The sequence below is a fragment of the Longimicrobium sp. genome, assembly GCF_048594345.1.
Taxonomy (GTDB): domain Bacteria; phylum Gemmatimonadota; class Gemmatimonadetes; order Longimicrobiales; family Longimicrobiaceae; genus Longimicrobium.
This window is the reverse complement of sequence record NZ_JBMDXM010000229.1, coordinates 1-24096: the sequence shown is the minus strand read 5'-3', so window position 1 is coordinate 24096 and position 24096 is coordinate 1. Positions and strand designations below refer to the sequence as shown.

Annotated in this window: 8 protein-coding genes and 1 pseudogene; 4 read left to right on the top strand and 5 right to left on the bottom strand. The window is 70.4% G+C overall.

Annotated features, from left to right (window positions below; genetic code table 11):
• Positions 1 to 302 precede the first annotated feature (302 nt).
• Positions 303 to 1502, bottom strand: a complete 1200-nt coding sequence (locus ACOJUJ_RS24135; RefSeq protein ID WP_420129481.1) for an FAD-dependent monooxygenase — start codon at positions 1500 to 1502, stop codon at positions 303 to 305.
• Between the two features lie 455 nt (positions 1503 to 1957).
• Between ACOJUJ_RS24135 and ACOJUJ_RS24130 the strand changes: the two genes are divergently transcribed.
• A complete protein-coding gene (locus tag ACOJUJ_RS24130; RefSeq protein ID WP_420129480.1) occupies positions 1958 to 2380 on the top strand; it encodes a hypothetical protein in 423 nt (140 codons plus the stop codon).
• A 129-nt stretch (positions 2381 to 2509) separates the two neighbouring features.
• Here ACOJUJ_RS24130 and ACOJUJ_RS24125 read toward each other — a convergent pair.
• From ACOJUJ_RS24125 to rph, 3 genes and pseudogenes are all read right to left on the bottom strand, one after another.
• A pseudogene (locus ACOJUJ_RS24125) lies at positions 2510 to 2897 on the bottom strand (PEP-utilizing enzyme); the annotation flags it as partial.
• Positions 2898 to 3437 carry an AAA family ATPase gene (locus ACOJUJ_RS24120; RefSeq protein WP_420129479.1) on the bottom strand — a complete coding sequence of 180 codons (540 nt, stop codon included), beginning with the start codon at positions 3435 to 3437 and terminating at the stop codon, positions 2898 to 2900.
• A gap of 6 nt (positions 3438 to 3443) precedes the next feature.
• Positions 3444 to 6035 carry a rifamycin-inactivating phosphotransferase gene (gene rph / locus ACOJUJ_RS24115; RefSeq protein ID WP_420129478.1) on the bottom strand — a complete coding sequence of 864 codons (2592 nt, stop codon included), beginning with the start codon at positions 6033 to 6035 and terminating at the stop codon, positions 3444 to 3446.
• A 246-nt stretch (positions 6036 to 6281) separates the two neighbouring features.
• Between rph and ACOJUJ_RS24110 the strand changes: the two genes are divergently transcribed.
• On the top strand, positions 6282 to 6581 hold the full coding sequence (locus tag ACOJUJ_RS24110; RefSeq protein WP_420129477.1) for a hypothetical protein: 300 nt from the start codon (positions 6282 to 6284) through the stop codon (positions 6579 to 6581).
• A gap of 57 nt (positions 6582 to 6638) precedes the next feature.
• On the opposite strand, the gene ACOJUJ_RS24105 is transcribed toward ACOJUJ_RS24110, so the two are convergent.
• Positions 6639 to 9338 (bottom strand): PEP/pyruvate-binding domain-containing protein, encoded by a 2700-nt coding sequence (locus ACOJUJ_RS24105; protein ID WP_420129476.1) that lies wholly within the window; start codon positions 9336 to 9338, stop codon positions 6639 to 6641.
• Between the two features lie 807 nt (positions 9339 to 10145).
• On the opposite strand from ACOJUJ_RS24105, the gene ACOJUJ_RS24100 reads away from it, so the two are divergent.
• Complete coding sequence (locus ACOJUJ_RS24100; protein WP_420129475.1) at positions 10146 to 22544, top strand: amino acid adenylation domain-containing protein; 12399 nt, start codon at positions 10146 to 10148, stop codon at positions 22542 to 22544.
• A gap of 186 nt (positions 22545 to 22730) precedes the next feature.
• The gene (locus ACOJUJ_RS24095) at positions 22731 to 23282 is read left to right on the top strand and encodes an alpha/beta hydrolase (RefSeq protein WP_420129474.1); all 552 of its coding nucleotides are present in this window, start codon (positions 22731 to 22733) and stop codon (positions 23280 to 23282) included.
• Positions 23283 to 24096 lie beyond the last annotated feature (814 nt).

The window sequence follows — 24096 nt, the reverse complement described above, 5'->3', positions numbered from 1 at the left end:
CGAGGCGCGCTACATCCAATCGCTCTGGGCACGCCGCTCACCCCTGGTGAAGCGGCTCGGCGTCCCGGCACCGGCCTGAACGAAGGGGGTCCGCCACATACGAAACCGTTGACGGACCACCTCAGATGTCTCTGTACCCTGGCCTTTGTTTCCCTTAGTCGACTTGAGGTGAGGCGTTTTTCCGGATTTGGAATAGGCCTATGGCACGCGCGGGTCGCCATCCTCCGCGGCTGTCGTCTGTCCGCCGCGCCTCCGCGAGGTCGTCGTGGAGCACGATGCGCAAGTGGCCTTACGACGCACCGTTATGCGCCGGGCGTCACCGCGTACTCCGGCAGCTCGAACTCGTCCGCGGACGATGAGAAGAGCGGCTTGACGACCTGGCGGATGCCCGGCCTGGCGACGATGCCCAGCACCGTCCGCTGGAACGCGACGCCCCAGCGGCTGTGCGGTTGCGCCATTCGCGGTCCGAATTTGGGGACGTCCTGCACCCTGTCGACAAAGGGGCGCAGGACGGCTTCGTACGTGGCGAACGCCGCCGCGTGGTCGCCGTTGCGGGACAGCTCACCCGCGAGCACGTAAGCACCCACGATGGCGAGGGTTGCGCCCGCGCCTCCCAGCGGCGTGACGCACCAGGCCGCGTCGCCCAGCAGCACCACGCGCTCCCGGGACCAGCGGGGCATCCGTACCTGGCGCAGCACGTCGAAGTAGAAGTCGTCCGAGGCCTCCAGGCCGGCGAGCACGCGATCGGTTTCCCACCCGGCACCGGCGAACTCCTCCATCAGGAACCGCTTCTGCTCGTCCGGCTCAAGGTCCTGCTCGCCGTCCGTGGGCCCCTGCCGCGTGAGCACGGCGCGGGTGGTGCCCTTCTGGTCGGGGCGCAGAAAAACGCTCCGTCCGCCGGGCGCGTTGTACCAGCGGGCCACGTCACCATCGCCCGCGCCTTTGGGGATGGTAAAGTAGCCCATGAGCACGTCAAGCCAGCGAGGATCGTTCTCTCCGGGAAACACCAGGTCGCGGGTGTCCGATCCCACGCCCTCGGCGACGACGACCAGATCGAACGCTTCCTCCCTGCCGCTCCGGAAGGTGACGTGGGCCGCGTCGCCGGCGCTTTCCACCGCGGCGATGGAATCGCCGAAGCGGTACTCCGCCCGGCCGCGGCACGCGTCGTAGAACAGCCGCGCGAGGTCGCCGCGCAGGATCTCCAGCTCGGCGGTGGGGCCATCATCCCCCAGGCTTTCCAGGTCGAACTCCGCGAACACCTCCCCCGCTTCATCGACAAAGGCGACTCCCTTTTCCCCCGTCCCGAGCGCATCGACGGCCTGTTCCAGGCCCATGCGCTTCAACACGGTTCTCGCGGCGCCCCGTACGTCCACGTTCTGCCCGCCGTCGCGGAACGCCGGCGCGCGCTCCACCACAACGACGTGGTTGCCCTCGCGAAGAAGCCACCACGCCAGCGCGTTGCCGGCGATGCTCGCGCCCGTAAGGAGAATGCGTCTGCCCATGGAGCCGTCGTTAAATCCACGTTTTCCTGACGCCGCCGATCCACCGGCGGGCGTTGATCCGTGTGCAACGTGCGAATGACGCTGCGCCCGCCGGAGATCCCCTGGTCGGTATGTCAGGGACCAGCGAAACGCACGCGGCAGGCCAGAACCACCGAGCGGTTGGCGCGGTTGAACGCCGCGAACACAGCAGCCGGGGCGGAGGTGGCCACGGCTGCTGCTCGTCTCCCGGATACGGGGCCGCTACGGCAGAATCTCACGTACCTTTCTGATCCATGCACGCGGATCCGTAACTCCCGCGCGATCACGGCGCCGTGCGTCATTCGCCGCTGGCAAGGAAACTGTCGGTGGTCTTTGTAGCAGATTTATCCCCAAAGACGAATCTGCACGCGTTGGCACATTTCTCGCCGCCGGAGCCCGAAACGCGTTGGGTTCGGTTCCCCCTACTTGCGAAGCTCATGAGAAAGTGCGTCCCACTGCTGGCTGCTGTCCTGTCCCTTGCCGCCTGCTCCGACCAGTCACCCGTCGAGCCGCTGGCGCCCCCATCCGAAGCTGCGAAGTACACTGCCACTGGCGGTACGGCCTGGTGTGGGGGCGTGTTGTACCAGCGCGGCTACACCGCGACGTTCGCCGGCGGCAAGTTCCGGCACACGTGGTTGTTCGATGAATACAACAACAAGGCGGCCGTCGTCGACGTGCTCGAGGGCGGGTCCGCGAGAATCTTCATTTCGAACTATGTCACTCTCGGCCAAGCCACCGTGGGTACCGAGGGGTACGGCATGAGACACTGCCACCAGCTGCCCCGCGACTCGAGGGGCTACAACGTCGAAGTGCGCCGCAACGGCAACTTCTGGTCTGACGGCGTTGTCTTTGTCGGTTAGGTGATCTCGGGTCGCCCGGGCCAGGTGAAAGGTCCACGGGTCTGAGGCGAGTCGTTCGGTGAGCGAGAAGGGGCAAGTTCCGGAAATCGGACTTGCCCCTTCTCGTTTTGTTGTCTTTCGAACCAGCCGCTAGCCCAGGATCTCCACGTACCCATCCGTGCCATGCACGCGGACCCGCTGCCCGTCGCGGATCCGCTGGGTGGCGTGCTCCACGCCCACGACGGCGGGGAGGCCGTACTCCCGCGCGATCACCGCGCCGTGGGCCATCAGGCCGCCCAACCTCCGTCACCAGGCCTATGCTCGCGACGAACAGGGGCCTTGCAACTGGGGCCGGTGAGGCGGTGGCCGTGATGTCGCCCGGTTGGAGATCGGTCTCCGCCATGTCCAGGATCACGCGGGCCCGCCCCTCGACGGTGCCGGCGGAAGCGGCCAGGCCCATCAGCGCGCCGGCCGGCAGGTCGGCGCGCCGGTACGCGCCGTTGATCATCTCGCCGTCCGCCGTTAGCGCCGTCTGTGGCTACTCGACGGAACGCAAATGCCAAAGAACCGACCGCATGCGCTCCCCCGGCGTACCGCACACTTCCAGTACGGGAACCCCGAACCCCCAAGCGTCCTCGACAAGCATCTCCCGTAGCATCGCGTCCACACGCTTCCGCAGACGCGTCCCCTCGATCTCCGGGATGTGGATGCGGTCCGGCCGCTCGACGGGAACGTAGACGATGAGGTCGAGGACGCCGAAGACGTCCTGTGCCGACGACACCCACGTTGCGAGCGCACCCGAATCCGCGCCGGGTAGCGCCGCCAAGTACGCCAGGTAGTCCGCGGGACAGCGATCGAACAGGACTCGCTCGCCCTGCACCTCGGCAAGCGACGTGATCGAACGCTGAAGCAGGGTCTCGAAATCCTCCACCGTCGGCTCCGCAGCGAACGCGTAGCCTTCGTCGAGCAGCGCGTAGTAGGGTTCCTCGACGACGTCGTAGTCGGGCAGCACCTTGCCGAGTTCCTGGACGAGCGTCGACTTGCCGGCCCCGTGGGTCCCCGAAACAGCGATACGCATGGCCCTCTAGCCCAGGATCTCGACGTACCCGTCCGTGCCGTGCACGCGGATCCGTTGCCCGTCGCGGATCCGCCGGGTGGCGTGCTGCACGCCGACTACGGCGGGGAGGCCGTACTCGCGCGCGATCACGGCGCCGTGGGTCATCAGGCCGCCCACCTCCGTCACCAGGCCCGCGATCGAGACGAACAGGGGTGTCCAGCTGGGGTCGGTAAAGGCAGTGACCAGGATGTCGCCTGGCTCCAAGTCCGCCTGCGCCATGTCCAGGATCACACGTGCCCGCCCCTCGACGGTGCCGGCGGACACCGCCAGGCCCACCAGGGCGCCGTCCGTAAGGTCGGCGCGCCGGTACGCACCGTTGATCATCTCGCCGTCCGACGTAAGCACCCGGGGCGGCGTGAGCGCGTGATAGGACCGGAACGCATCCTCGCGCCGGCGGATGAGCGCGTAATCCACCTGCCGCGTGCGCACGACGTTCTGGAGTTCCGGGACCGTGAGCCAGAAGATGTCTTCCTTCGCGCGCAGCACGCCGGCCTGCACCAGGCGCCCCGCTTCGTCCATCAAGGCCTGCTTGTAGACGAAGTAGCGGCTGACGATGCCGTACTTGGGATATTCCCGGTACCCGGCGAACGTCCGCAGCCGGTCGATCATCCGCTTTGTCTCTGCAGCCTTCCCTTCCCCGTCCGGCAGGGCCCGCAGGCGCTCCAGCACCTCCCGCTTCTTCGCCTCCGCCTCCCGCCGCCCCTGCTCAAAGCGCCGCGCGCCTTCGCCCGGTGGAAAGTTCCTGACGTTGCCCAGGATCAGGGGCACCAGCGTGGTGGGGCGCTCCACCCAGCGCGGGCGCGTGATGTCGATCTCGCCGGCGCAGCGCATCCCGTACAGGTCCAGCCAGGCCTGGATGGCGTCGCGGGCTTCCCGCCCGCCCGCGAGCCGGGGCAGCTCATCCAGAAAGTCGTCGTCCTGAACCTGCCGCAGAAACGCCACGACTTCCGGATGCGGGCGGATCACGTCGGCGACGTCCAGGAGCGCGAGCCCCATCTCGGACGTGACGTTGTGGGGGACGGACTGCGTGAGCGTGCCGACGGCGTTCTTGTCGCCCAGCCACGCCTCCAGCCGCTCGTTGAGCCACCACGTGGCCTCCGCCATCGCCATGATCACCTGCGTGCTGCGCGGATCGCTCAGGAACCGCTTGTGCTCCTGGATCGCCTCGGTGAGGAACTCGAACAGCGCCGGCCCGGATTTGTCCGCGATGTCGCGCTGCAACGCGGCGAGGGAATCCCGGTTGCGCTCGATCAACTCGGTGACGATGGCCGGATCGGTTTCGAGCGGGGCGGGTGCGCCGGCCGCGGGCGGTCCGCCGGGGGGGGCGTCCGCGAGCAACGGGATCAAGTCGCGGTCGATGACCGTCCGCAGCGCGTCGCCGGTGAGTGGGTCGGACTTCCCCGCCATCCCCATGAGTCCCGCGCGCCCTGCCTGCGTCCCCAGGTGCCGCGTGATGTCGACGAACAGCCTGCCGCCAGCTTCGTACATCGGCGTCATGGCCGTCAGCAGCCACACGGAGAGGCCCAGCGGCTTCATGGGATCGGTCATCATCTGCTGATGGCCGACGGAAAGGTAGACGTGGTTCTCCGTGTCGTCCCGCTCGGGGATAGGGAACAGCGTGGTGATCGGGCGGCTCTGGACGATGTGGAACTCGTCATCCGCCAAGCACCATTCGATGTCCTGCGGCCGGCCGAAGTGCACTTCGATGCGCCGGCCCAACTCCACCAGCCGCACGGCCTGCGCATCCGTCAGCGCGGGCTCGTCGCGCCGCGCCGGCTCGATCGCCCGCTCCTCCGTCCCGCCCGTCGGCGAGGGGAGGATGGCGAGCCGCTTGGTGCCGATCGTCCGCTCGACGATCTCGCCGTCTCGCACTTTGTAGACGTCCGCGTTCACCAGGCCGGAAACCAGCGCCTCGCCCAGGCCGTAGCTGGCCTCTACGGAGGCGACCTTGCGGTGGCCAGTGACGGGGTCGGCGGTGAACAGGATGCCGGACGTCTCCGGAAAGACCATCCGCTGCACCACCACGGCCATGTGGACCTTCCGGTGATCGATGCCGTTGCGCAGGCGGTAGGTCACGGCCCGCGCGGTGAAGAGCGAGGCCCAGCATCGGCGGATGTGCTCGAGGACCGCGTCCGGGCCCGTGACGTTCAGGTAGGTGTCCTGCTGCCCCGCGAAGGAGGCCGCCGGCAGGTCCTCCGCCGTGGCGCTGGACCGGACGGCGCAGGCAGCCTGCTCGCCGACCCGGGCGAGCGCGCGGGTGATCTCCGCCGCCAGGTCGCCGGGGATGGCGATCGACTCGATCGTCTCGCGGATTTCCCCACTGAGGGTGCGGATGGCCTCCCGGTCATCCAGTTCCAGGCGCGACAGCCCGTCGAGCAGATCATCCATCGACGGCGCATCCGCCACGATCCGCTGAAAGGCGTCCGTCGTCACGCAGAAGCCGGCCGGCACGCGGACGCCCTCAATGCGCGAAAGCTCCCCCAGGTTCTCGCCCTTGCCGCCCACGACGGCGACCTGCGTCTGGTCGATCTGCCGCAAATCCAGCACGTAGCTGCCCATTTCGTACCTTCCGTATCCGCAGATGGAGCCCACGCCGAGGATTTTTTCGGCCGACAACTCTGCCACCCCTCCCCCGCCTTCCGGCAAGCCCGGGGGTATGTTATACTTTGATCACGGCGAGGAGGGAGAGACTCCTTTTCGCGCCGACGGAAAGCTGACAGGGCGCAGGGGAGACCATCCCCCGCGCCCTTTGTGCGTCCGCCAACTCCTCGGAATCTTAGAGCGCTAACATCTGGAGAAAACTCAATGAGTTACAGCGAACTTCGAGAAGAGGTGGCCCAAGCTATCAAGCTGTATGAGCAAGTAATCCGCCGCGCAGCTAGCCGCACTCGAGATATGATTGAGAGGCATGGTGAAGTCGAGGCGCTTTCACACCTTGTAGTCACCGCAGATTTGCAGCAAGGCTTCAAAGCTCTACGAGATCACAATCAACTTGATCAGACGTTCGAAGCGGTGGTCGTTCGCCATCCGGAGTTGTTTCGTCGCGACGTGGTCGAATCTGCCCAATGGCGACTGGACAATCCTTATCAGCTACTTGATTTCTAGTCAGCTAACGACCACACGTCAGTTCGCCGTGCAGCCGGGCCTATCAGGACTTAGGGCTTAGGCGGAATCCGCCTCCTTTACCCGCCGCACCATTCCCGTGGCGCCGTCCATCTCCACCTGCTCGCCGTCGCGCAGCGTGTCGAGCAGCCCCGGGATCCCCACCACGCAGGGAACCCCCAGCTCGCGGGCGACCAGGGCGGCGTGGCTCAGGATGTTTCCCCGCTCCACCAGCACCCCCGCGGCGGCCGGAAAGAGGAGCGTCCAGCCGGGGTCCGTCTGCTCGGCGACCAGGATGCGGCCAGCCAGCTCTCCCGGCTGGCGCGGGTCGCGGACCACCCGGACCGCCGCGCGCACCACGCCGGGGCAGCACCCCATGCCGCGCAGCACTCCGTCCGCCCCGCCCGCGGGCGGCCCGGACCGCGCGAACGGCTCCAGCGCCGAGAGCGCGGGCGGCCCGCGCGTGGCAAAGCGGTGCGGCGGCTCAGGGAGAAGGCGGTACGCATCGAACTCCGCCCGCCGCGCGGCCACCAGCGCGCGCAGGTCGCCGCTTGCCGCGTGCCCGTCCAGCCAGCCGAAAAGCTCGTCGGTGGTGAGATAAAAGACGTCCTGCGGATCCGCCAGCGCGCCGGCGCCGGCAAGGCGCGCCCCCATGGCCGCGAAGAGACGGCGCATCACCCCAAAGGCGCGCGTGCGCTCGAAGCGGTGGTTCTCGCGCTCGCGCACCACGAGCCGCGCCTGCTCCACCACCGCGAAGAAGGGCGCGCTCCGTTCGGCCGGAAGCCGCTCGCGCACCAGCGCCTCGGCCTGGGCGCGCAGTACCTCGCCGCTCCCGGCCGGCGCCTGGCCGCCGGCCGCGCAGGCGCGCAGGGCCTGCACCAGCGCCTCGGGCGAGTCCGCGTAGCTGGCCGCCTCCAGCTTCAGCTCGTCGGGGCAGCGGTCGCCAAAGCGCTCCAGGAACTCGCCCAGTCCACCGGCCACCTCCGCGAAGGCCGGGTCGGCGTGCAGCGCCTCCCACACCTCCGCGCCCGTGGCGTCGCCGGCCAGCAGCGCCTGCAGCGGCGCGTCGCCCCGGACCCGTTCGGCCAGCGCGGCCAGCAGGCGGACGGGCTGGGCGGAGACGAGGTCGGACCCGCCGGCGACGAGCTGGTTGGCCAGCGGGCCGGGGGGCGTTCCGGGAAGCCAGCTCCCTACCATGTGCCGCAGCAGCTCCGTCCAGAACGGCACCAGGCTGTCGTTGAGCATGGGGCCCCGCCAGTGCGACAGAAGCCCGCGGTCCAGACTCTCGTAGTGCCCGCGCAGCTCGTCCGGCGTGGCGGCGCGAAAGTCGGCCGCCGCGAGCGGGTTCAGCACCTCGCGCACCCGCGCGCGAAACGCCTCCAGTTCCTCCGCCAGCCGCGCGGTGGACCGCAGCACGTGTCCCGGAACGTTGAGTTCGCGCGCGGCCAGCAGAAGGTCGGGCGGGAGCGGTCCGTCCCGCGGCTCGTCGGGGGCGGCGGACGACCCGGGCCTGGGCACCGCGTTGCGGTCGCGCAGCTCCATCCCCGGGATGAGAAGGTAGACGCGGTTGAGCGTGGCGGTGTCGACGTAGACGCGGCCGCGCACCAGCCCCACAATGTCGTGAAAGACGGCTTGGTGATCGGCGACGGCACGCTCAGAGGCGCCCATCGCCAGGCAGTGGCCGGCGTACAGATTCCCGAACGCCCGCCGCGCCACGCTGTAGGTAAGGGGGAGCGTCACCCCCGGAAGGCTCTCCACCACGCTCTCGTTGTCCCACACCCGCAGCGCGCCCGGGCGCGCATCCCCCAGAGTGGTGATCGGCCGCGTCTGCAGAAGAAAGAGCTGACGCGGGCCTTCGGGGCCGGGCCCCAGCGCCCACTCCACGTCCTGCTCGGCGCCAAACGAGGCCGCCAGCGTGCGGACCCGCATCGCGACGGCCCGCGCCTCGGCCTCCGTGAGCGCCGGCTCGTCCCGCAGCGCGGGGGCGACGTCCTCGGCGCGGACCTCGCCGGCGGCCGCGTCAAAGCGCAGCGCGCGGGGCTTGTGCGCCACCTTCGCCTCCACCGTGGCCCCGCCGTCCGCGGCGGTGCGCACGTGGTAGGTGTCCGCGTCCAGCATCCCGCTCACCAGCCCCTCGCCCAGCCCGTAGACGGCGCTGACCACCGCCGTAGCGCCGTCGCCGGAGACGGGATCCACCGAGAACGCGACCCCCGCAGCCACGGGCTGCACCAGGTGCTGCACCACCACGGCCATGGCCCCGGCGCCCTCGCCGCGCTCCCGGCGGTACGCCATCACCCGCGGGTGGAACGCGGAGGCCCACACCCGGCGCACGGCGCGCCAGACCTCGTCCTCATCCGGCAGAACACCCAGCACCGTCTCGAACTGTCCCGCGAACGAGCTGCGCGCGCCGTCCTCGCCCACGGCCGAAGAGCGCACCGCCAGCGGCCCGTGCCCCACCAGCCGCAGCGCCTCGCGAAGCGCTTCGCGCAGCTCGTCCGGGAGCGGCGCGCGCTCGGCCCGCTCCCGCGCCCGCTCGGCTTCCTCCTCCGTCTCCGGAAGCGCGCCGCCGCCCAGCAGACGCGCGAGCGCATCGGCCCGCAGCACGAAGAAGCGCGGGACGGCCAGCCCCATCCGCGCCAGCCGGGCCAGGTGGTACGCCTTGCCGCCGATCTCCGCAGGGCCCGGCGCGGGCCCCCGGGGGGTGGGAATCCAGAGCGGGGCGCCTTTCACGGGCGGCGCGGAAGGGGAGGTGTTCGTCACGTGCGAGTTCACCGTCTGGGGTCGTGCCTTGTGCGTCCCGGACCACGCGGGGGACGCCGCGCCGGATGCGCTTCGCCGGTCCGGGCGGGTACGGCCGTCGAGAACCGTCAGGGGAGAAGATACGAGAACCTTACGATTCCGGCCACGCCACGGCCCATGCGTTCACTGCGGCGAGCCGTGCCGGAGCAGGATGAAGGCTCCCCGCGCGCGCAATCGTTCTCTGGCCCGGGGGCCGGATCCCACTTGACACCTCGCGGGTGCGCCACTAGCCTGGGGAGGTTGTAACGCACCCCAAAAGCGCCCCTTTCCGGACGGCGCTGGGCACCAGGGGCACGATCTCCCGGCTGAAACCGACGGAGCCACAGGCGCGTGGAGGATACGCGCGCGTGTGGCTCCGGTTCCTGTTTCTCGCCGATCCCGGAGACGGTATCCACGCGCCACAAGGAGCATGGTTCTCCGTGCGCCGCGTGCTGCATCCTGTCACGCGCTCAAGCACACGATGCAAACGTTGGCGGCGCGGACGAACGTATTCACGAAGATGGCGTAACAGGGTAGATTCCGTGCGGGTCGCGGAGCCGTAACGCCTTGTCTCCACAGCGCCTGCGTTAAGCGCCGCGCGCACGATGGCGCGTACTGGTCTTCCATGCGGTCGCGTCCAACCCGTCCCTCCCTTTCCGGGGAGCGCGAAGGATTCAGCGGCCCGACGACCCGTCGCGACGAGAGTCCCTCTCGGCTCCATCCATCCGCATGGAGCATCCTCGCTGTCACGTTACCGACTCATTGTTCCCCCGCCGGATGTCGACGCCCATGATCGAAGGACAGAAAGCCATCCCCTGCACGGGAGGCATCTACCGTGAGGGGCATGAGTCGCCGCTCTCCGAGCCGCCGATGCAGTACGCCGCCAACGCCTCATGGCAGCGCGAGCAGCTGGCGGCGCTGGAGGCGTGGAACCATACGGAGGCCGAGTATCCCGCGGATCGCTGCATCCACGAGCTGTTCCAGGAGCAGGCGGCGCGTACGCCGGATGCGGTCGCGGCCACGGGCGGGACCGTCACCCTCACCTACGCCGAGCTGAACGCGCGGGCCAACCGCCTGGCGCGCCACCTGGTGCGTCTGGGCGTGGGCCCGGAGACGCGCGTGGGGGTGTGCCTGGAGCGCGGGCCGGAGCTGATGGTCTGCACCCTGGCGACCCTCAAGGCCGGCGGGGCGTACGTGGCCATGGATCCCGCCTATCCCCCCGCGCGGCTGGAGCTGATGCTGCGCGATTCCGGCGCGGCGGTGCTGCTGACGGACGGACGGGGCGCCGCGCCGGTGGAGCAGGACGGCGTGCACGTGGTGCGGGTGGACCGGGACGACAATGCCTGGGCGGCGGAGCGCGCGGACGACCTGCCGGGCCGCGCTACGGCGCGCAACGCGGCGTACGTGGTCTATACCTCCGGGAGCACGGGGACACCCAAGGGCGTGGCGGTGGAGCACGCGTCGCTGGGCGCCCTGTGCGCCTGGCACGTGCGCGCCTTTGGCGTGACGGCGGCGGACCGCGGGACGCAGGTGGCCAGCCCGGGTTTCGACGCGGCGGTGTGGGAGGTGTGGCCGTACCTCACCTGCGGCGCCTCCGTGCACGTGGTCCCCGAGGAGGTGCGCGCCGATCCGCCGGCGCTGCGGGACTGGCTGGTGCAGCACGCGATCACCGTCTCCTTCATCCCCACCCCCGTCGCGGAGCCCCTGCTGGCGCTGGAGTGGCCGGCGGACGCGGCGCTGCGGTGGATGCTGACGGGCGGCGACCGGCTGCGGGCACGCCCCCGCGTGGGGATGCCGTTCGCGCTGAGCAACAACTACGGACCCACGGAGTGCACGGTCGTCGCCACGTCGGGTGTGGTGGAGGCGGAGGGCGCGCGGGCGCCGTCCATCGGCGGACCGATCCAGAACACGCGCGTCTACGTGCTGGACGCGGGGCTGCGGCCGCTGCCGGTCGGCGTGCCCGGCGAACTGTGCATCGGCGGGGCACAGGTGGCGCGCGGATACCTGAACCGCCCTGGACTGACGGCGGAGCGCTTTGTCCCCGATCCGTTCTCGTCTACCCCGGGCGCGCGGCTGTACCGCTCGGGCGACGAGGTGCGGTGGGTAGAAAGCGCGGACGTGCGTAGTGCGGGAGTGGATCTGACGCTCGCGGACTCCCGCACGGACGCACTCACGCACGCACGCACGGCTGTTCTTGAGTACCTGGGCCGGCTGGACGAGCAGGTCAAGGTGCGCGGCTTTCGCATCGAGCTGGGCGAGATCGAGGCCGCGCTGCGCCAGGCGCACGGGGTCACGGACTGCGCCGTGGTCGCGCGCGAGCACGGGACGGGCGACCGGCGGCTGGTGGCGTACCTCGTGGGTAACGCCGACACGGAGGCGCTGCGCAACGATCTGCGGCGAAGCCTGCCGGAGTACATGGTTCCGTCCGCGTTCGTCCCGCTGAATGCGCTGCCGCTGACGCCCAACGGAAAGGTGGACCGCAAGGTGCTCCCCGCCCCGGCGGGCGACCGTGAGTACGAAGCTCCGGTGGGTGAAACCGAGCAGGTGGTGGCCGCGATCTGGGCCGAGGTGCTCGACATCCGGCGGGTGGGCCGCGGCGACAACCTTTTCGAGCTGGGTGGACACTCGCTCGTCGTCGCGCGCGTGCTGGCACGCGTGCGGCAGGCGCTGGGGGTCGAGGCCTCGTCGCGCGACCTGTTTGAGCGGCCGGTGCTGGCCGACTTCGCGCGCGGGCTGGAGACGGCCGCGCGTGCCGAAATGACGGCGATCGCGCCGGTGGAGCGCTCCGGCCCGCTCGCGCTTTCGTTCGCGCAGCAGCGGCTGTGGTTCCTGGAGCAGCTGGGCGGCACGGGCGCGGCGTACCACATCCCCATGCGCCTGCGCCTGCGCGGCAAGCTGAACCACGACGCGCTGGTGCGGGCGCTGGACCGCATCGTCGCCCGCCACGAGGCGCTGCGCACGACCTTTCCCGCGGTGGATGGCGAGCCGGTCCAGCGCATCCTTCCCGTCGAGGAGAGCGGCCTCCGTCTGGTGGAGCACGACCTGCGCGACATGGCGGACGCGGAGAACGAGCTGCGCCGCATCGTTTCTCGGGAGACGAGCGCGCCGTTCGACCTGGCGCAGGGGCCGTTGTTCCGCGGGCGGCTGGTGCGGATGGCGGCGGACGACCACGTGCTGCTGCTGACCATGCACCACATCGTCAGCGACGGCTGGTCGATGGGCGTGCTGCACCGCGAGCTGGGCGCGCTGTACGCCGCGTTCGCGCGCGATCAGGCCGATCCGCTCCCGCCGCTGCCGGTGCAGTACGCCGATTACGCCGCGTGGCACCGCCGCTGGGTCGATGGACCGGTCCTGGAAGCGCAGGCCGAATACTGGACCTGGACGCTGGCCGGCGCACCCGAGCTGCTGGAGCTGCCCACCGACCGCGTGCGCCCGGCAAAGCAGGACTTTGCCGGCGCGTCGGTAAAGGTGGAGCTGGACGAGGCGCTGACCGCCGCGCTCCGGACGCTGTCGCAGCGGCACGGCACCACGCTGTTCATGACGCTGCTGGCCGGCTGGGCCGCCGTGCTTGCCCTGCTGTCGGGCCAGTACGACCTGGTGATCGGCACGCCGAGCGCCAACCGTGGGCGAAGCGAGATCGAGGATCTGATCGGCTTCTTCGTCAACACCCTGGCGCTGCGCGTGAACCTCTCCGGCGCGCCCACGGTGGCCGGGCTGCTGGGCCGGGTCAGGGCACTCGCGCTGGAGGCCCAGCGTAACCAGGACATCCCCTTCGAGCAGGTGGTTGAGCGCGTGCATCCCACGCGCACCCTGATGCACAGCCCGCTCTTTCAGGTGACGTTCGCGTGGCAGAACGCGCCGGGCGGAAGGCTGGAGCTGCCGGAGCTCGCGGTCAGCCCTCTGGACCCGGCGGGCTCGCAGGCGAGCGCAAAGTTCGACCTGTCGCTGGCGCTCTGGGAGGATGGCGGGCGGATCACGGGGGAGATGGAGTACGCCACCGCGCTCTTTGACCGGGCGACCGTCGAGCGGCACGTGGGCTACCTGCGCCGGGCGCTGCGGGCGATGGCCGACGACGACGCAGCGCCGGTGGACCGGCTGCGGCTGCTTTCCGTGGCCGAGCGGCGCACGGTGCTGGAGGCGTGGAACGACACGGATGCCGGGTACCCCGCCGGCGCGTGCGTCCACCAGATGTTCCGCGCGCAGGCGGCGCGGACGCCGGAGGCCGTGGCGCTCTCCTGGCAGGGCGAGCGGCTGACCTACGCGGAGCTGGAGGTGTGGGCGAACCAGATCTCCAACGCGCTGCGCCGCCGACGCGTGGGGCCGGAGGTGCGGGTGGGTATCTGCCTGCCGCGCACGCCGGAGCTGGTGGCCTCGATGCTGGGCGTGCTGGGTGCGGGCGGCGCATACGTCCCCCTCGACCCGGCGTACCCGCAAGAGCGGCTGGGCTACATGCTCGAGGACGCGGGCGTTACCCTGGTCATCACCGAGTCGAGCCTGGCGGACCGTCTCCCGGAGAGCGAGGCCGGGGTGCTGCTGCTGGACCGCGAGCGCGACGCGATCCTGGCTGAATCCGCCGTTGCGCCCGAGAGCGGCGTGCTGCCCGAGAACCTGTCGCACGTCATCTTCACCTCTGGATCCACCGGCCGGCCCAAGGGGGTGATGATCCGCCATTCCTCCACCGTCGTCCTGCTGCACTGGCTGCGGGAGAACGTGACGGACGAGGAGCGCTCGTCGGTGCTCTTCTCCACCTCCATCAACTTCGACGTCAGTATCGCCGAGGTGTTCGGCACGCTGGCCTGGGGCGGAAAAGTAGTGATCGCCGAGAACGCGCTGGAGCTGGCGACGCTCGGCGAAGAGGTGGTCTACGCCAGCATGGTGCCCAGCGCGGCGGCGGAGCTGCTGCGCAGCGGGGGCATCCCGGCGAGCGTAAAAACGCTGAACCTGGGCGGCGAGGCGCTGCCGAGCGCGCTGGCGCAGGGGCTGTACGCGCTGGGTACGGTGGACAAGGTCGGCAACCTGTACGGGCCGACGGAAGACACCACCTACTCCACGTACCAGCTGGTGCCGCGTGGCGCGGACCAGGTGCTGGTGGGCAGGCCGGTGGCCAACACGCGGGCGTACATCCTCGATCACCGTCTGCAGCCCGTGCCGGCCGGTGCGGTGGGCGAACTCTACCTGGCGGGTGACGGCCTGTCGCGCGGCTACGCGAACCGCCCCGCGATGACGGCGGAGCGCTTTGCCCCCTGCCCGTTCGGGGAGCCGGGAAGCCGGATGTACCGGGTGATGGATCGCGTGCGTTGGCGGGAAAGTGCGGAAGTGCGTGAGTGCGTGAGTGCGGGAGTGGATTCCGATCCCGCGGACTCCCGCACGGACGCACTCACGCACTCACGCACTGCTGTTCTCGAGTACCTGGGCCGCACCGACTTTCAGGTAAAGGTGCGCGGGTTCCGCATCGAGCTGGGTGAGATCGAGGCACGGCTGGTCTCGCACCCGGGCGTGCGCGAGGGAGTGGCGCTCGCGCTGGATGATGGGGCCGGCGGCAAGCGGCTGGTGGCGTACTTCGTGGGCGAGGCGCTGGAGAGCCAGGCGCTCCGTGCACACCTGGCGGCGCAGCTGCCGGAGTACATGGTTCCCGCGGCGTTCGTGCGGCTGGACGCGTTGCCGGTCACCCCCAACGGCAAGCTGGACCGCCGCGCGCTTCCCGCGCCCGGCGCAAACGCGTTCGCCGCGCGCACCTACGAAGCGCCGGTGGGGGATACGGAGCGGGCGCTGGCGGAGATCTGGTCGGAGCTGCTGGGCACCGAGCGCGTGGGACGGCGGGACAACTTCTTTGCCCTGGGCGGGCACTCGCTGCTGGCGGTGCGCGTGCTCTCGCGGGTGCGGCAGGCGCTGGGCGTAGAGGTCTCGCCGGGCACCCTGTTCGAGCAGCCCGTGCTGGCGGACTTCGCTGCCGGGCTGGCAAAGGCCAGGGGCGCGGCGGAGACGGCGATCGTGCCCGTGCAGCGCGGCGGGCCGCTGCCGCTGTCGTTCGCGCAGCAGCGGCTCTGGTTCATCGACCAGCTGGAAGGCGCGAGCGCGGCCTACCACCTCCCCATGAACCTGCGGCTTGGGGGTGAGCTGGACCGCGAGGCGCTGGTGCGCGCGCTGGAGCGCATCGTGGCGCGGCACGAGGCGCTGCGCACCCGCTTTCCGCAGACGGACGGCGTCCCGGTCCAGCGGATCGCCGCGGCGGAGGAAAGCCCGTTCCACCTGGCCGAGCACGACCTTGCCGCCGCGGCGGACGCGGGGGATGAGCTGCGCCGCCTGATGCGCGACGAGGCGGGGGCGCCCTTCGACCTGGCGCGCGGCCCGCTGGTGCGTGGGCGGCTGATCCGGCTGGCCGGCGACGACCACGTGCTGCTCATCACCATGCACCACATCGTCTCGGACGGGTGGAGCATGGGGATCTTTACCCGCGAGCTGAGCGCCCTGTACACGGCCTTTACGCGCGGCGAGCCCGATCCGCTTCCGCCGCTGCCGGTGCAGTACCCCGACTACGCCGTGTGGCAGCGCCGGCGGGTGGAAGGGCCCGTTCTGGAGGCGCAGGCGGAGTACTGGCGCGAGACGCTTTCCGGCGCGCCGGAGCTGCTGGAGCTGCCTGCGGACCACCCTCGCCCGGCGCGGCAGGACTTCACCGGCGCCTCGGTGCGGGTGGAGCTGGACGAGGCGCTGGTGGCGGGGGTGGCGGCGCTCTCGCGGCGGCACGGGACCACGCCGTTCGTAACGGTGATGGCCGCGTGGGCGACCGTGCTGAGCCGGCTCTCCGGGCAGGACGACGTGGTGGTGGGAACACCGGCGGCGGGCCGCGGCAACGGCCAGGTGGAGGGGTTGATCGGGTTCTTCGTCAACACGCTGGCGCTCCGGGTAGAGTTCTCGGGCGCGCCCACGGTGGCGGAGCTGCTGGGCCGGGTGCGCGAACGGGCGCTGGAGGCGCAGCGGAACCAGGACGTCCCCTTTGAGCAGGTGGTGGAGCGGGTGCAGCCGGTGCGTACCCTGGCGCACACGCCCATCTTCCAGGCGATGCTGGCGTGGCAGGACATGCCCGGAGGCGCGCTGGAGCTGCCGGGGCTCGACGTGCTCCGTCTGGACGGGGGGGCGGAAGAGGCGGCCCAGTTCGACCTGACGCTTGCCCTGGCACCCGACGGCGGGCGGATCACGGGCGAGGTCGTGTACGCCACGGCTCTCTTCGACCGGGCGACGGTGGAGCGGTACGCGGGCTACCTGCGCCGCGCGCTGGAAGCGATGGTGGCGGACGACGCAAAACCGGTCCATCGGCTGGATCTGCTCGGCGAAGCGGAGCGGCGCCGGGTCGTCGAGGAGTGGAACGCTACCGACGCCGGGTACCCGCGCGGCGCGTGTGTCCACGACCTGTTCCGCGCGCAGGCGGCGCGGACGCCGGAGTGCGTCGCGCTCTCCTGGCGCGGCGAGCGGTGGACGTACGCGCAGCTGGAGGCGCGCGCGAACCAGATCTCCAACGCCCTGCGCCGCCGTGGGGTGGGACCGGAAGTGCGCGTGGGCATCTGCCTGCCGCGCACGCCGGAACTGGTGGCGGCGATGCTGGGCGTGCTGAAAGCAGGCGGCGCGTACGTCCCGTTGGATCCGGCCTACCCGCGCGAGCGGCTGGGTTACATGCTCGAGGACGCGGGCGTGACCCTCGTCATCACCGACTCCATCCTCGCGGATCGCCTGCCGGAAGGTGCGGCCGGGGTGCTGCTGCTGGATCGCGAGCGCGACGCGATCGCGGCGGAATCGGTTGATGCGCCGGAGAGCGGCGTCGTCCCCGAACACCTGTCACACGTCATCTTCACCTCCGGGTCCACTGGCCGACCCAAGGGTGTGATGATCCGCCACTCCTCGACCGTCGTCCTGCTGCACTGGCTGCGCGAGAACGTGACCGACGAGGAGCGCTCGTCGGTGCTGTTCTCCACGTCGATCAACTTTGACGTCTCCATCGCGGAGGTGTTCGGTACGCTGGCTTGGGGCGGAAAGCTGGTGATCGCGGAGAACGCGCTGGAGCTGGCGACGCTGGACGAGCCCGTCGTGCACGTCAGCATGGTGCCGAGCGCGGCGGAGGAACTGCTGCGTAGCGGCGGCATCCCGGCGAGTGTGAAGACGCTGAACCTGGGCGGCGAGGCGCTGCCCAACGCGCTCGCGCAGGATCTGTACGCGCTGGATACGGTGGAGAAGGTCGGCAACCTGTACGGTCCGACGGAGGACACGACGTACTCCACGTACTACATCGTTCCGCGCGGCGCGGACCAGGTGCTGGTCGGCACGCCAGTGGCGAATACGCAGGCGTACGTCCTCGATCACCATCTGCAGCCCGTGCCGGCCGGTGTGGTCGGCGAACTCTACCTGGCGGGCGACGGGTTGTCGCGCGGCTACGCCAATCGTCCCGCGATGACGGCGGAGCGTTTTGTCCCCTGCCCCTTCGGCGCGCCGGGAGCGCGGATGTACCGGGTGATGGACCGCATCCGCTGGCGGGAGAGTGCGGAGGTGGATTCCGCGGCCTCCTGGGTGGACGCACCAACACACGCACGCACTGCCGTTCTGGAGTACCTGGGCCGCACCGACTTCCAGGTGAAGGTGCGTGGCTACCGCATCGAGCTGGGCGAGATCGAGGCGCGGCTGGCGGAGTACCCGGACGTGCGCGCCCCGGTCGTCCTGGTGCGCGAGGACGCGCCCGGCGACCGGCGGCTGGTGGCGTACTACCAGGCGGACGAGCCGGTCCCTGTCGACGCGCTGAAGGCGCACCTTGCCGATCGTCTGCCGGGGTACATGGTGCCGGCGGCGTACGTGTGGATGGAGGCGTATCCACAAACCCCCAACGGAAAGACCGACCGCAAGGCGCTCCCCGCGCCGGAAGGGGATGCCTACGCGGCCCACGAATACGCGGTGCCCGTGGGCGATACCGAGCAGGCGGTGGCCGGGATCTGGGCCGAGGTGCTGGGCGTGGAGCGGGTGGGCCGCCACGACAACTTCTTCGAGTTGGGCGGGCACTCGCTTCTCGCCGTCCGCGTGGTCTCGCGGGTAAGGCAGGCGCTGGGCGCGGAGGTGGGGATCGCCGGCGTGTTCGAGCGGCCCGTGCTGGCGGACTTTGCGCGCGGGCTGCAGACCGCCGCACGTGCCGAGGCGGCGGCGATCGCGCCGGTGGAGCGCTCCGGTCCGCTCCCCCTGTCGTTCGCGCAGCAGCGGCTGTGGTTCCTGGAGCAGATGCAGGGCGTGGGTGCGGCCTACCACATCCCCATGGGCCTGCGGCTGCGGGGCCACCTGGACGGCGCGGCGCTGGTGCGGGCGCTGGACCGCATCGTCGCCCGTCACGAGGCGCTGCGCACCTCCTTCCCCACGGTGGACGAAGAGCCGGTCCAGCGCATCGCCCCCGTCGAGGAAAGCGGCTTCCAGCTGGTGGAGCACGATCTCCATGCCGCGCCGGACGCGGAGGACGAGCTGCACCGCCTGGTGCAGGACGAGGCGAGCGCGCCGTTCAACCTGGCGCACGGCCCGCTGGTGCGCGGGCGGCTGATTCGCATGGCGGCGGACGACCACGTGCTGCTGGTGACGATGCACCACATCGTCAGCGACGGCTGGTCGCTGGGCGTGCTGCACCGCGAGCTGGGCGCGCTGTACACCGCCTTTGCCCGGGGCGAGCCCGATCCGCTGCCGCCGCTGCCGGTGCAGTACGCGGACTACGCGGCGTGGCACCGCCGGTGGGTTGAAGGGCCCGTCCTGGAAGCGCAGGCCGAATACTGGACCCGGACGCTGGCCGGCGCGCCGGAGCTGCTGGAGCTGCCCACGGACCATCCGCGCCCGGCCAGGCAGGACTTCACCGGCGCGTCAGTGGACGTGGAGCTGGACGAGGCGCTGGCGACGGCCCTGAAGACGCTGTCGCAGCGGCACGGCACCACGCTGTTCATGACGCTGCTGGCCGGATGGGCCGCCGTGCTTGCCCGCCTGTCGGGCCAGGACGACGTGGTGATCGGCACCCCCACCGCCAACCGCGGCCGCGCGGAGGTGGAGGAGCTGATCGGCTTCTTCGTCAACACGCTGCCGCTGCGGGTGGACCTGTCGGGCGCGCCCACGTCGGCCGGGCTGCTGGACCGCGTCCGATCGCTGGCGCTGGAGGCCCAGCGGAACCAGGACATCCCCTTCGAGCAGGTGGTGGAGCGCGTGCATCCCACGCGCAGCCTGGCCCACAGCCCGCTCTTTCAGGTGATGTTCACCTGGCAGAACGCGGCGGAAGAAAGCCTGGACCTGCCGGGGCTGGCGGTCCGTCCGCTGCACCCGGCGGGCGCCGGGGGCTCGCCGTCTGCCGTGAGCGCAAAGTTCGACCTGTCGCTGACGCTCTGGGAAGATGGCGGGCGGATCGGCGGCGTGGTGGCGTACGCCACCGCCCTCTTTGACCGGGCCACCGTCGAGCGGCACGTGGGCTACCTGCGCCGCGTGCTGCAGGCGATGGCCGACGACGACTCCACGCCGGTGGATCGGGTGAACCTGCTGGATGCGGCGGAGCGGCGCACGGTGGTGGAAGAGTGGAACGCCACCGCCGCGGCGTTCCCCGCCGAAGCATGCATCCACGAGCTGTTCGAAGCCCAGGTGCAGCGGACGCCCGACGCGGTGGCGCTGTCGTACGAAGGAGAGCGCCTTGCCTACGCGGAGCTGAACGCGCGGGCCAACCGGCTGGCGCACCACCTCCGCGCGCTGGGGGTGGGGCCGGAGGTGCGTGTGGCGGTGTGCGTCAAGCGCGGGCTGGAGACGGTGGTCGCCATGCTGGCGGTGATGAAGGCCGGCGGCGGCTACGTGCCGCTCGATCCGGGAAATCCGGAGGACCGCCTGCGCTTCGCGCTGAGCGACAGCGCGCCCGCCGCGCTTCTGACGGGAGGGCCGCTGGTCGCGCGCTTTGCCACCGCCGGGATGCCGATCGTGGACCTGGACGCTCCCGCGGCGTGGGATGCGTATCCCGCGTCGGACCCTGGTCGGGCACAGGTGGGGGTGCGGCCGGAGCACCTGGCGTACGTCATCTACACCTCCGGGTCCACGGGCAGGCCCAAGGGCGTGCTGGTGCGGCACGACTCGCTGGTGAGCCTGCTGGCCGTCACCCGCGCCGCGTTCGGCGTGGGGCCGGGCGACGTGATGCCGGCGCTGGCGCCCAGCGCCTTCGACATCTCCCTCTTCGAGTTCCTTCTCCCGCTCGTCTCCGGCGCGGAGGTCCGCATGGTCGCGCCCCGGCGGGTGATCGACGCGCATTCGCTCCTGGACGAGATCACGGACGCCACGCTGCTGCACGCCGTCCCCGCGCTGATGCGCGAGATCGCGCAGGTGGAGCGCCGGGCGCCGCGCCTGGCCCGCCTTCGCGGCACCTTCGTGGGTGGCGACCAGGTACCCGCCGACCTGCTGGCGGAGATGGGCGCCGCCTTCCCGTCCGCGCGGACACACATCCTGTACGGCCCCACGGAGGCCACGATCCTGGCCTCGGCGCACGCGGTGCCGGCGGACGGCGTTGTGTCCGGGCATCCGATCGGCCGGCCGCTGGGCAACGTGCGCCTGTACGTCTGCGACGCACGGGGCGAGCCGCAGCCGGTAGGCGTGGCCGGTGAGCTGCTGATCGGGGGGATGGGCGTGGCGCGCGGCTACCTGGGCCGCCCCGCGCTTACCGCGGAGCGCTTTGTCCCCGATCCGTTCTCCACCGTCCCGGGCGCGCGGCTGTACCGCACCGGCGACCGGTCGAGATGGAAGGAAGACGGCGTTCTCGATTTCCTGGGACGCACCGACTTTCAGGTCAAGATCCGCGGCTTCCGCATCGAGCTGGGCGAGATCGAGGCGCGGCTGCGCGAGCACCCGGCGGTGCGTCAGGCGGCGGTGCTGGCGCGGGAGGACGCCCCGGGAAGGAAGCGGCTGGTGGCCTACGTGGTGGGCGATGCCGTGGCCGACATGCTGAAGGCGTACCTCTCCAGCCGTCTGCCGGGGTACATGGTTCCGGAGGCGTACGTGCGGCTGGAGGCGCTTCCCCTCACCCGCAACGGCAAGCTGGACCGCCGGGCGCTCCCCGTGCCGGGCGGCGCGGCATATGCGCGCCACGGCGTAGAGCCGCCGCTGCACATTCCGGAGCAGGTGCTGGCCGACATCTGGGCCGAGGTGCTGGGGGTGCAGCAGGTGGGCCGGCGCGACCACTTTTTCGAGCTGGGCGGCCACTCCCTGCTCGCCGTGCGGATGGTGGCCCGGGTGCGCGAGGCGCTGAACCCCGCGGCCACGGTGGACGAGGTGTTCGCGCACCCGGTCCTGTACCAGCTCGCGGCGCGGCTGCAGGGGGGCGGTGAGTGGTCCGGCACCAACCACGCCATCCCGGTCAGGGAAACCGGGTCCCAGCGCCCCCTGTTCGTGGTGCACGACGCGGTGGGGACCGTGTTCTACGGGCAGATCCTCCGCCCGCACCTGGACCCGGAGATCCCCATCTACGCCCTGCCGGGACCGCTCAACGACGCGGCCGAGCTCGCCTCGCTGGACGACCTGGTGACGCGGCTGGTGCGGATGATCACGGAGGTGCAGCCGGAGGGGCCGTATCGCCTGGCGGGGTGGTCGGCGGGCGGGGTCTTTGCCCACGCGGTGGCGGAACGGCTGATCAGCACGGGACGGACGGTGGAGTTCGTTGGGCTGCTGGACACCACCCACCCGTCCCGCCTGCCGCACCGGGACTCTCCGCTGGAGCGGCAGTTCACCGTGCTGGATGTGCTGGCCCGGGACAGCGGCGAGTCGCGGGCCACGCCCGAGACGCTGCACGCGCTCAGGGAGGATACCCGCGGGCTGGACCTGCCGGCCTTTATCGATAAATGCAAGGCGCGGGGACTTCTTCCCGAAACGATCACCGTGGCCCGGGTGGAGCAGGTGGACAACCGGATCACCCTGCTCAAGCGCAGCGTCGCGGAGTACGTTCCCGGGCCGCTCCCGGTATCCGGCACCATCTTCGCCAGCGACGACGCGGCGGACGACCCGCGCCTGGGCTGGCACGACGTGCCGGGGGGCGCGCCGTTCCAGATGGAGCGCATTCCCGGTACGCACCACACCATGTGGAAGAAGGGGAACGTGGAGGTGGTGGGGACGGTGCTCTCCCGCGCGCTCCACGCGTCCGCCGCGGGTGGGGGCCTGGAGGGGTGATGGGACCGCTTCCCTATCACCGCCTCAGTCACCGCGGCGACGGCGTGGGAAGCAGTCCCGTGTGGAAGGCGGACGCCGATACGCGATCGTAGCCGTCCTCCCGCGGAGCCCGGCCGATAAGCCGCATCTGCCTGCGTCCTGAAGACGGGGCCGATGCAGACCACGATTTCGTAAGGAGCGGAAGGAATGGCCAGGCAAGTGCTGTTCGTCCATGGCGGCGGCGGTGGTGCGTACGCGGCAGACGCCAAGCTCGTGGAGAGCCTGCGGGCCAGGCTGGGCGGCGACTACGTCGTACGTTACCCGGAGCTGCCGAACGAGGAGGAACCGCAGTACGAAGTCTGGAAAAACGCGATCGCCGGCGAGCTGGCCGCCATGGGCAGCGGCGCCATTCTCGTGGGCCACTCGATCGGCGGGTCGGTCATCATTCGAGCGGTCGTCGACGGGGACATCGGGCACTCGCTGGCCGGCGTATTGCTCCTGTCGGCGCCGTTCTGGTACGAGCACGACTTCTGGCGCTGGGACGAGGTGAAGCTGCCCGCGGACGCCGCCGAGCGGATTCCCGACGGCCTGCCGGTATTTGTCGTTCACGGAACGCAGGATGAGTCCGTTCCCTTTGCGCACGCCGAGATGTACGCGCGAGCCCTGCCCCAGGCCACGCTGCGCCCTCTGGACGGCCGCGATCACCAGCTCGGCGAGGATCTCACGGAAGTGGCGCGGGACATCATGCTCCTGCGCTGAGAAGGCCGGAAGGTTGCGCCGGCCTGTCGTTGGCTTTCCGGGCCCATCCCACAGAACCCCGGTGTCATCCTGAGGCTGAGCCTGAGGGGGTGTGAGAAACCTCGAATCGTGCCAGTCATTCTGAGGGAGGCGCCGCTCCACAACCTGCTCATACACAACACCCTGGCGCCGACCGAAGGACCTTGCCGGCAGAAGCGTAAGGCTGGCTCCATGGCCCGCATCTGGCCTCACGGCGGCGGAGAGAAGGTCCTTCGGTCGCGCGTAAGCTCTTGTGTTCCTGAAGGTTCCGCGTGGCGCTCCCTCAGGATGACTGTGCGCTTCGTACGAAGAACTGTGGTCTCTCAACACCCTCTGATGCTGATACCGAATCCGCAAAGGCATTGGCACGCAGAGGGAGCAGAGGAAGCAGAGAACTGCATGTAGAAACCTCTGCTTCCTCTGCTCCCTCTGCGTGAGAAGCAGTTGGGGAATACGCAGTGTATTTGCGGATCAGGTATGAGATGTCCGGTTCTGGAGGTGCAACTGGTGTTCACAAGCGCACAACGCACCGTGAGAAACGGTATCATCATACGGAATCCGGGAAAACACCTGTCATTCTGAGGGAGCGCCCTCGTCGGGCTTTCGGGAACGCCACGAAGCCAGTGGCGCGACCGAAGAATCTCCCTCCCCTCGCGCGGAACCCCTTTCCGGGCAACGCCCGGGAACCCGGTCGTGACGGAAAGAACCGCGCGTTTCAGCATGGAGATTCTTCGGTCGGCGCCATGCTCCTGCGCGAACGGAGAGCGCTGCGCGGCGCCTCCCTCAGAATGACAGT

Coding starts and splice junctions, on each gene's coding strand:
- ACOJUJ_RS24095 (WP_420129474.1), top strand. CDS start 22,731: ATGGCCAGGCAAGTGCTGTTCGTCCATGGCGGCGGCGGTGGTGCGTAC.
- ACOJUJ_RS24135 (WP_420129481.1), bottom strand. CDS start 1,502: ATGGGCAGACGCATTCTCCTTACGGGCGCGAGCATCGCCGGCAACGCG.
- rph (WP_420129478.1), bottom strand. CDS start 6,035: ATGGGCAGCTACGTGCTGGATTTGCGGCAGATCGACCAGACGCAGGTC.
- ACOJUJ_RS24130 (WP_420129480.1), top strand. CDS start 1,958: ATGAGAAAGTGCGTCCCACTGCTGGCTGCTGTCCTGTCCCTTGCCGCC.
- ACOJUJ_RS24110 (WP_420129477.1), top strand. CDS start 6,282: ATGAGTTACAGCGAACTTCGAGAAGAGGTGGCCCAAGCTATCAAGCTG.
- ACOJUJ_RS24100 (WP_420129475.1), top strand. CDS start 10,146: ATGATCGAAGGACAGAAAGCCATCCCCTGCACGGGAGGCATCTACCGT.
- ACOJUJ_RS24120 (WP_420129479.1), bottom strand. CDS start 3,437: ATGCGTATCGCTGTTTCGGGGACCCACGGGGCCGGCAAGTCGACGCTC.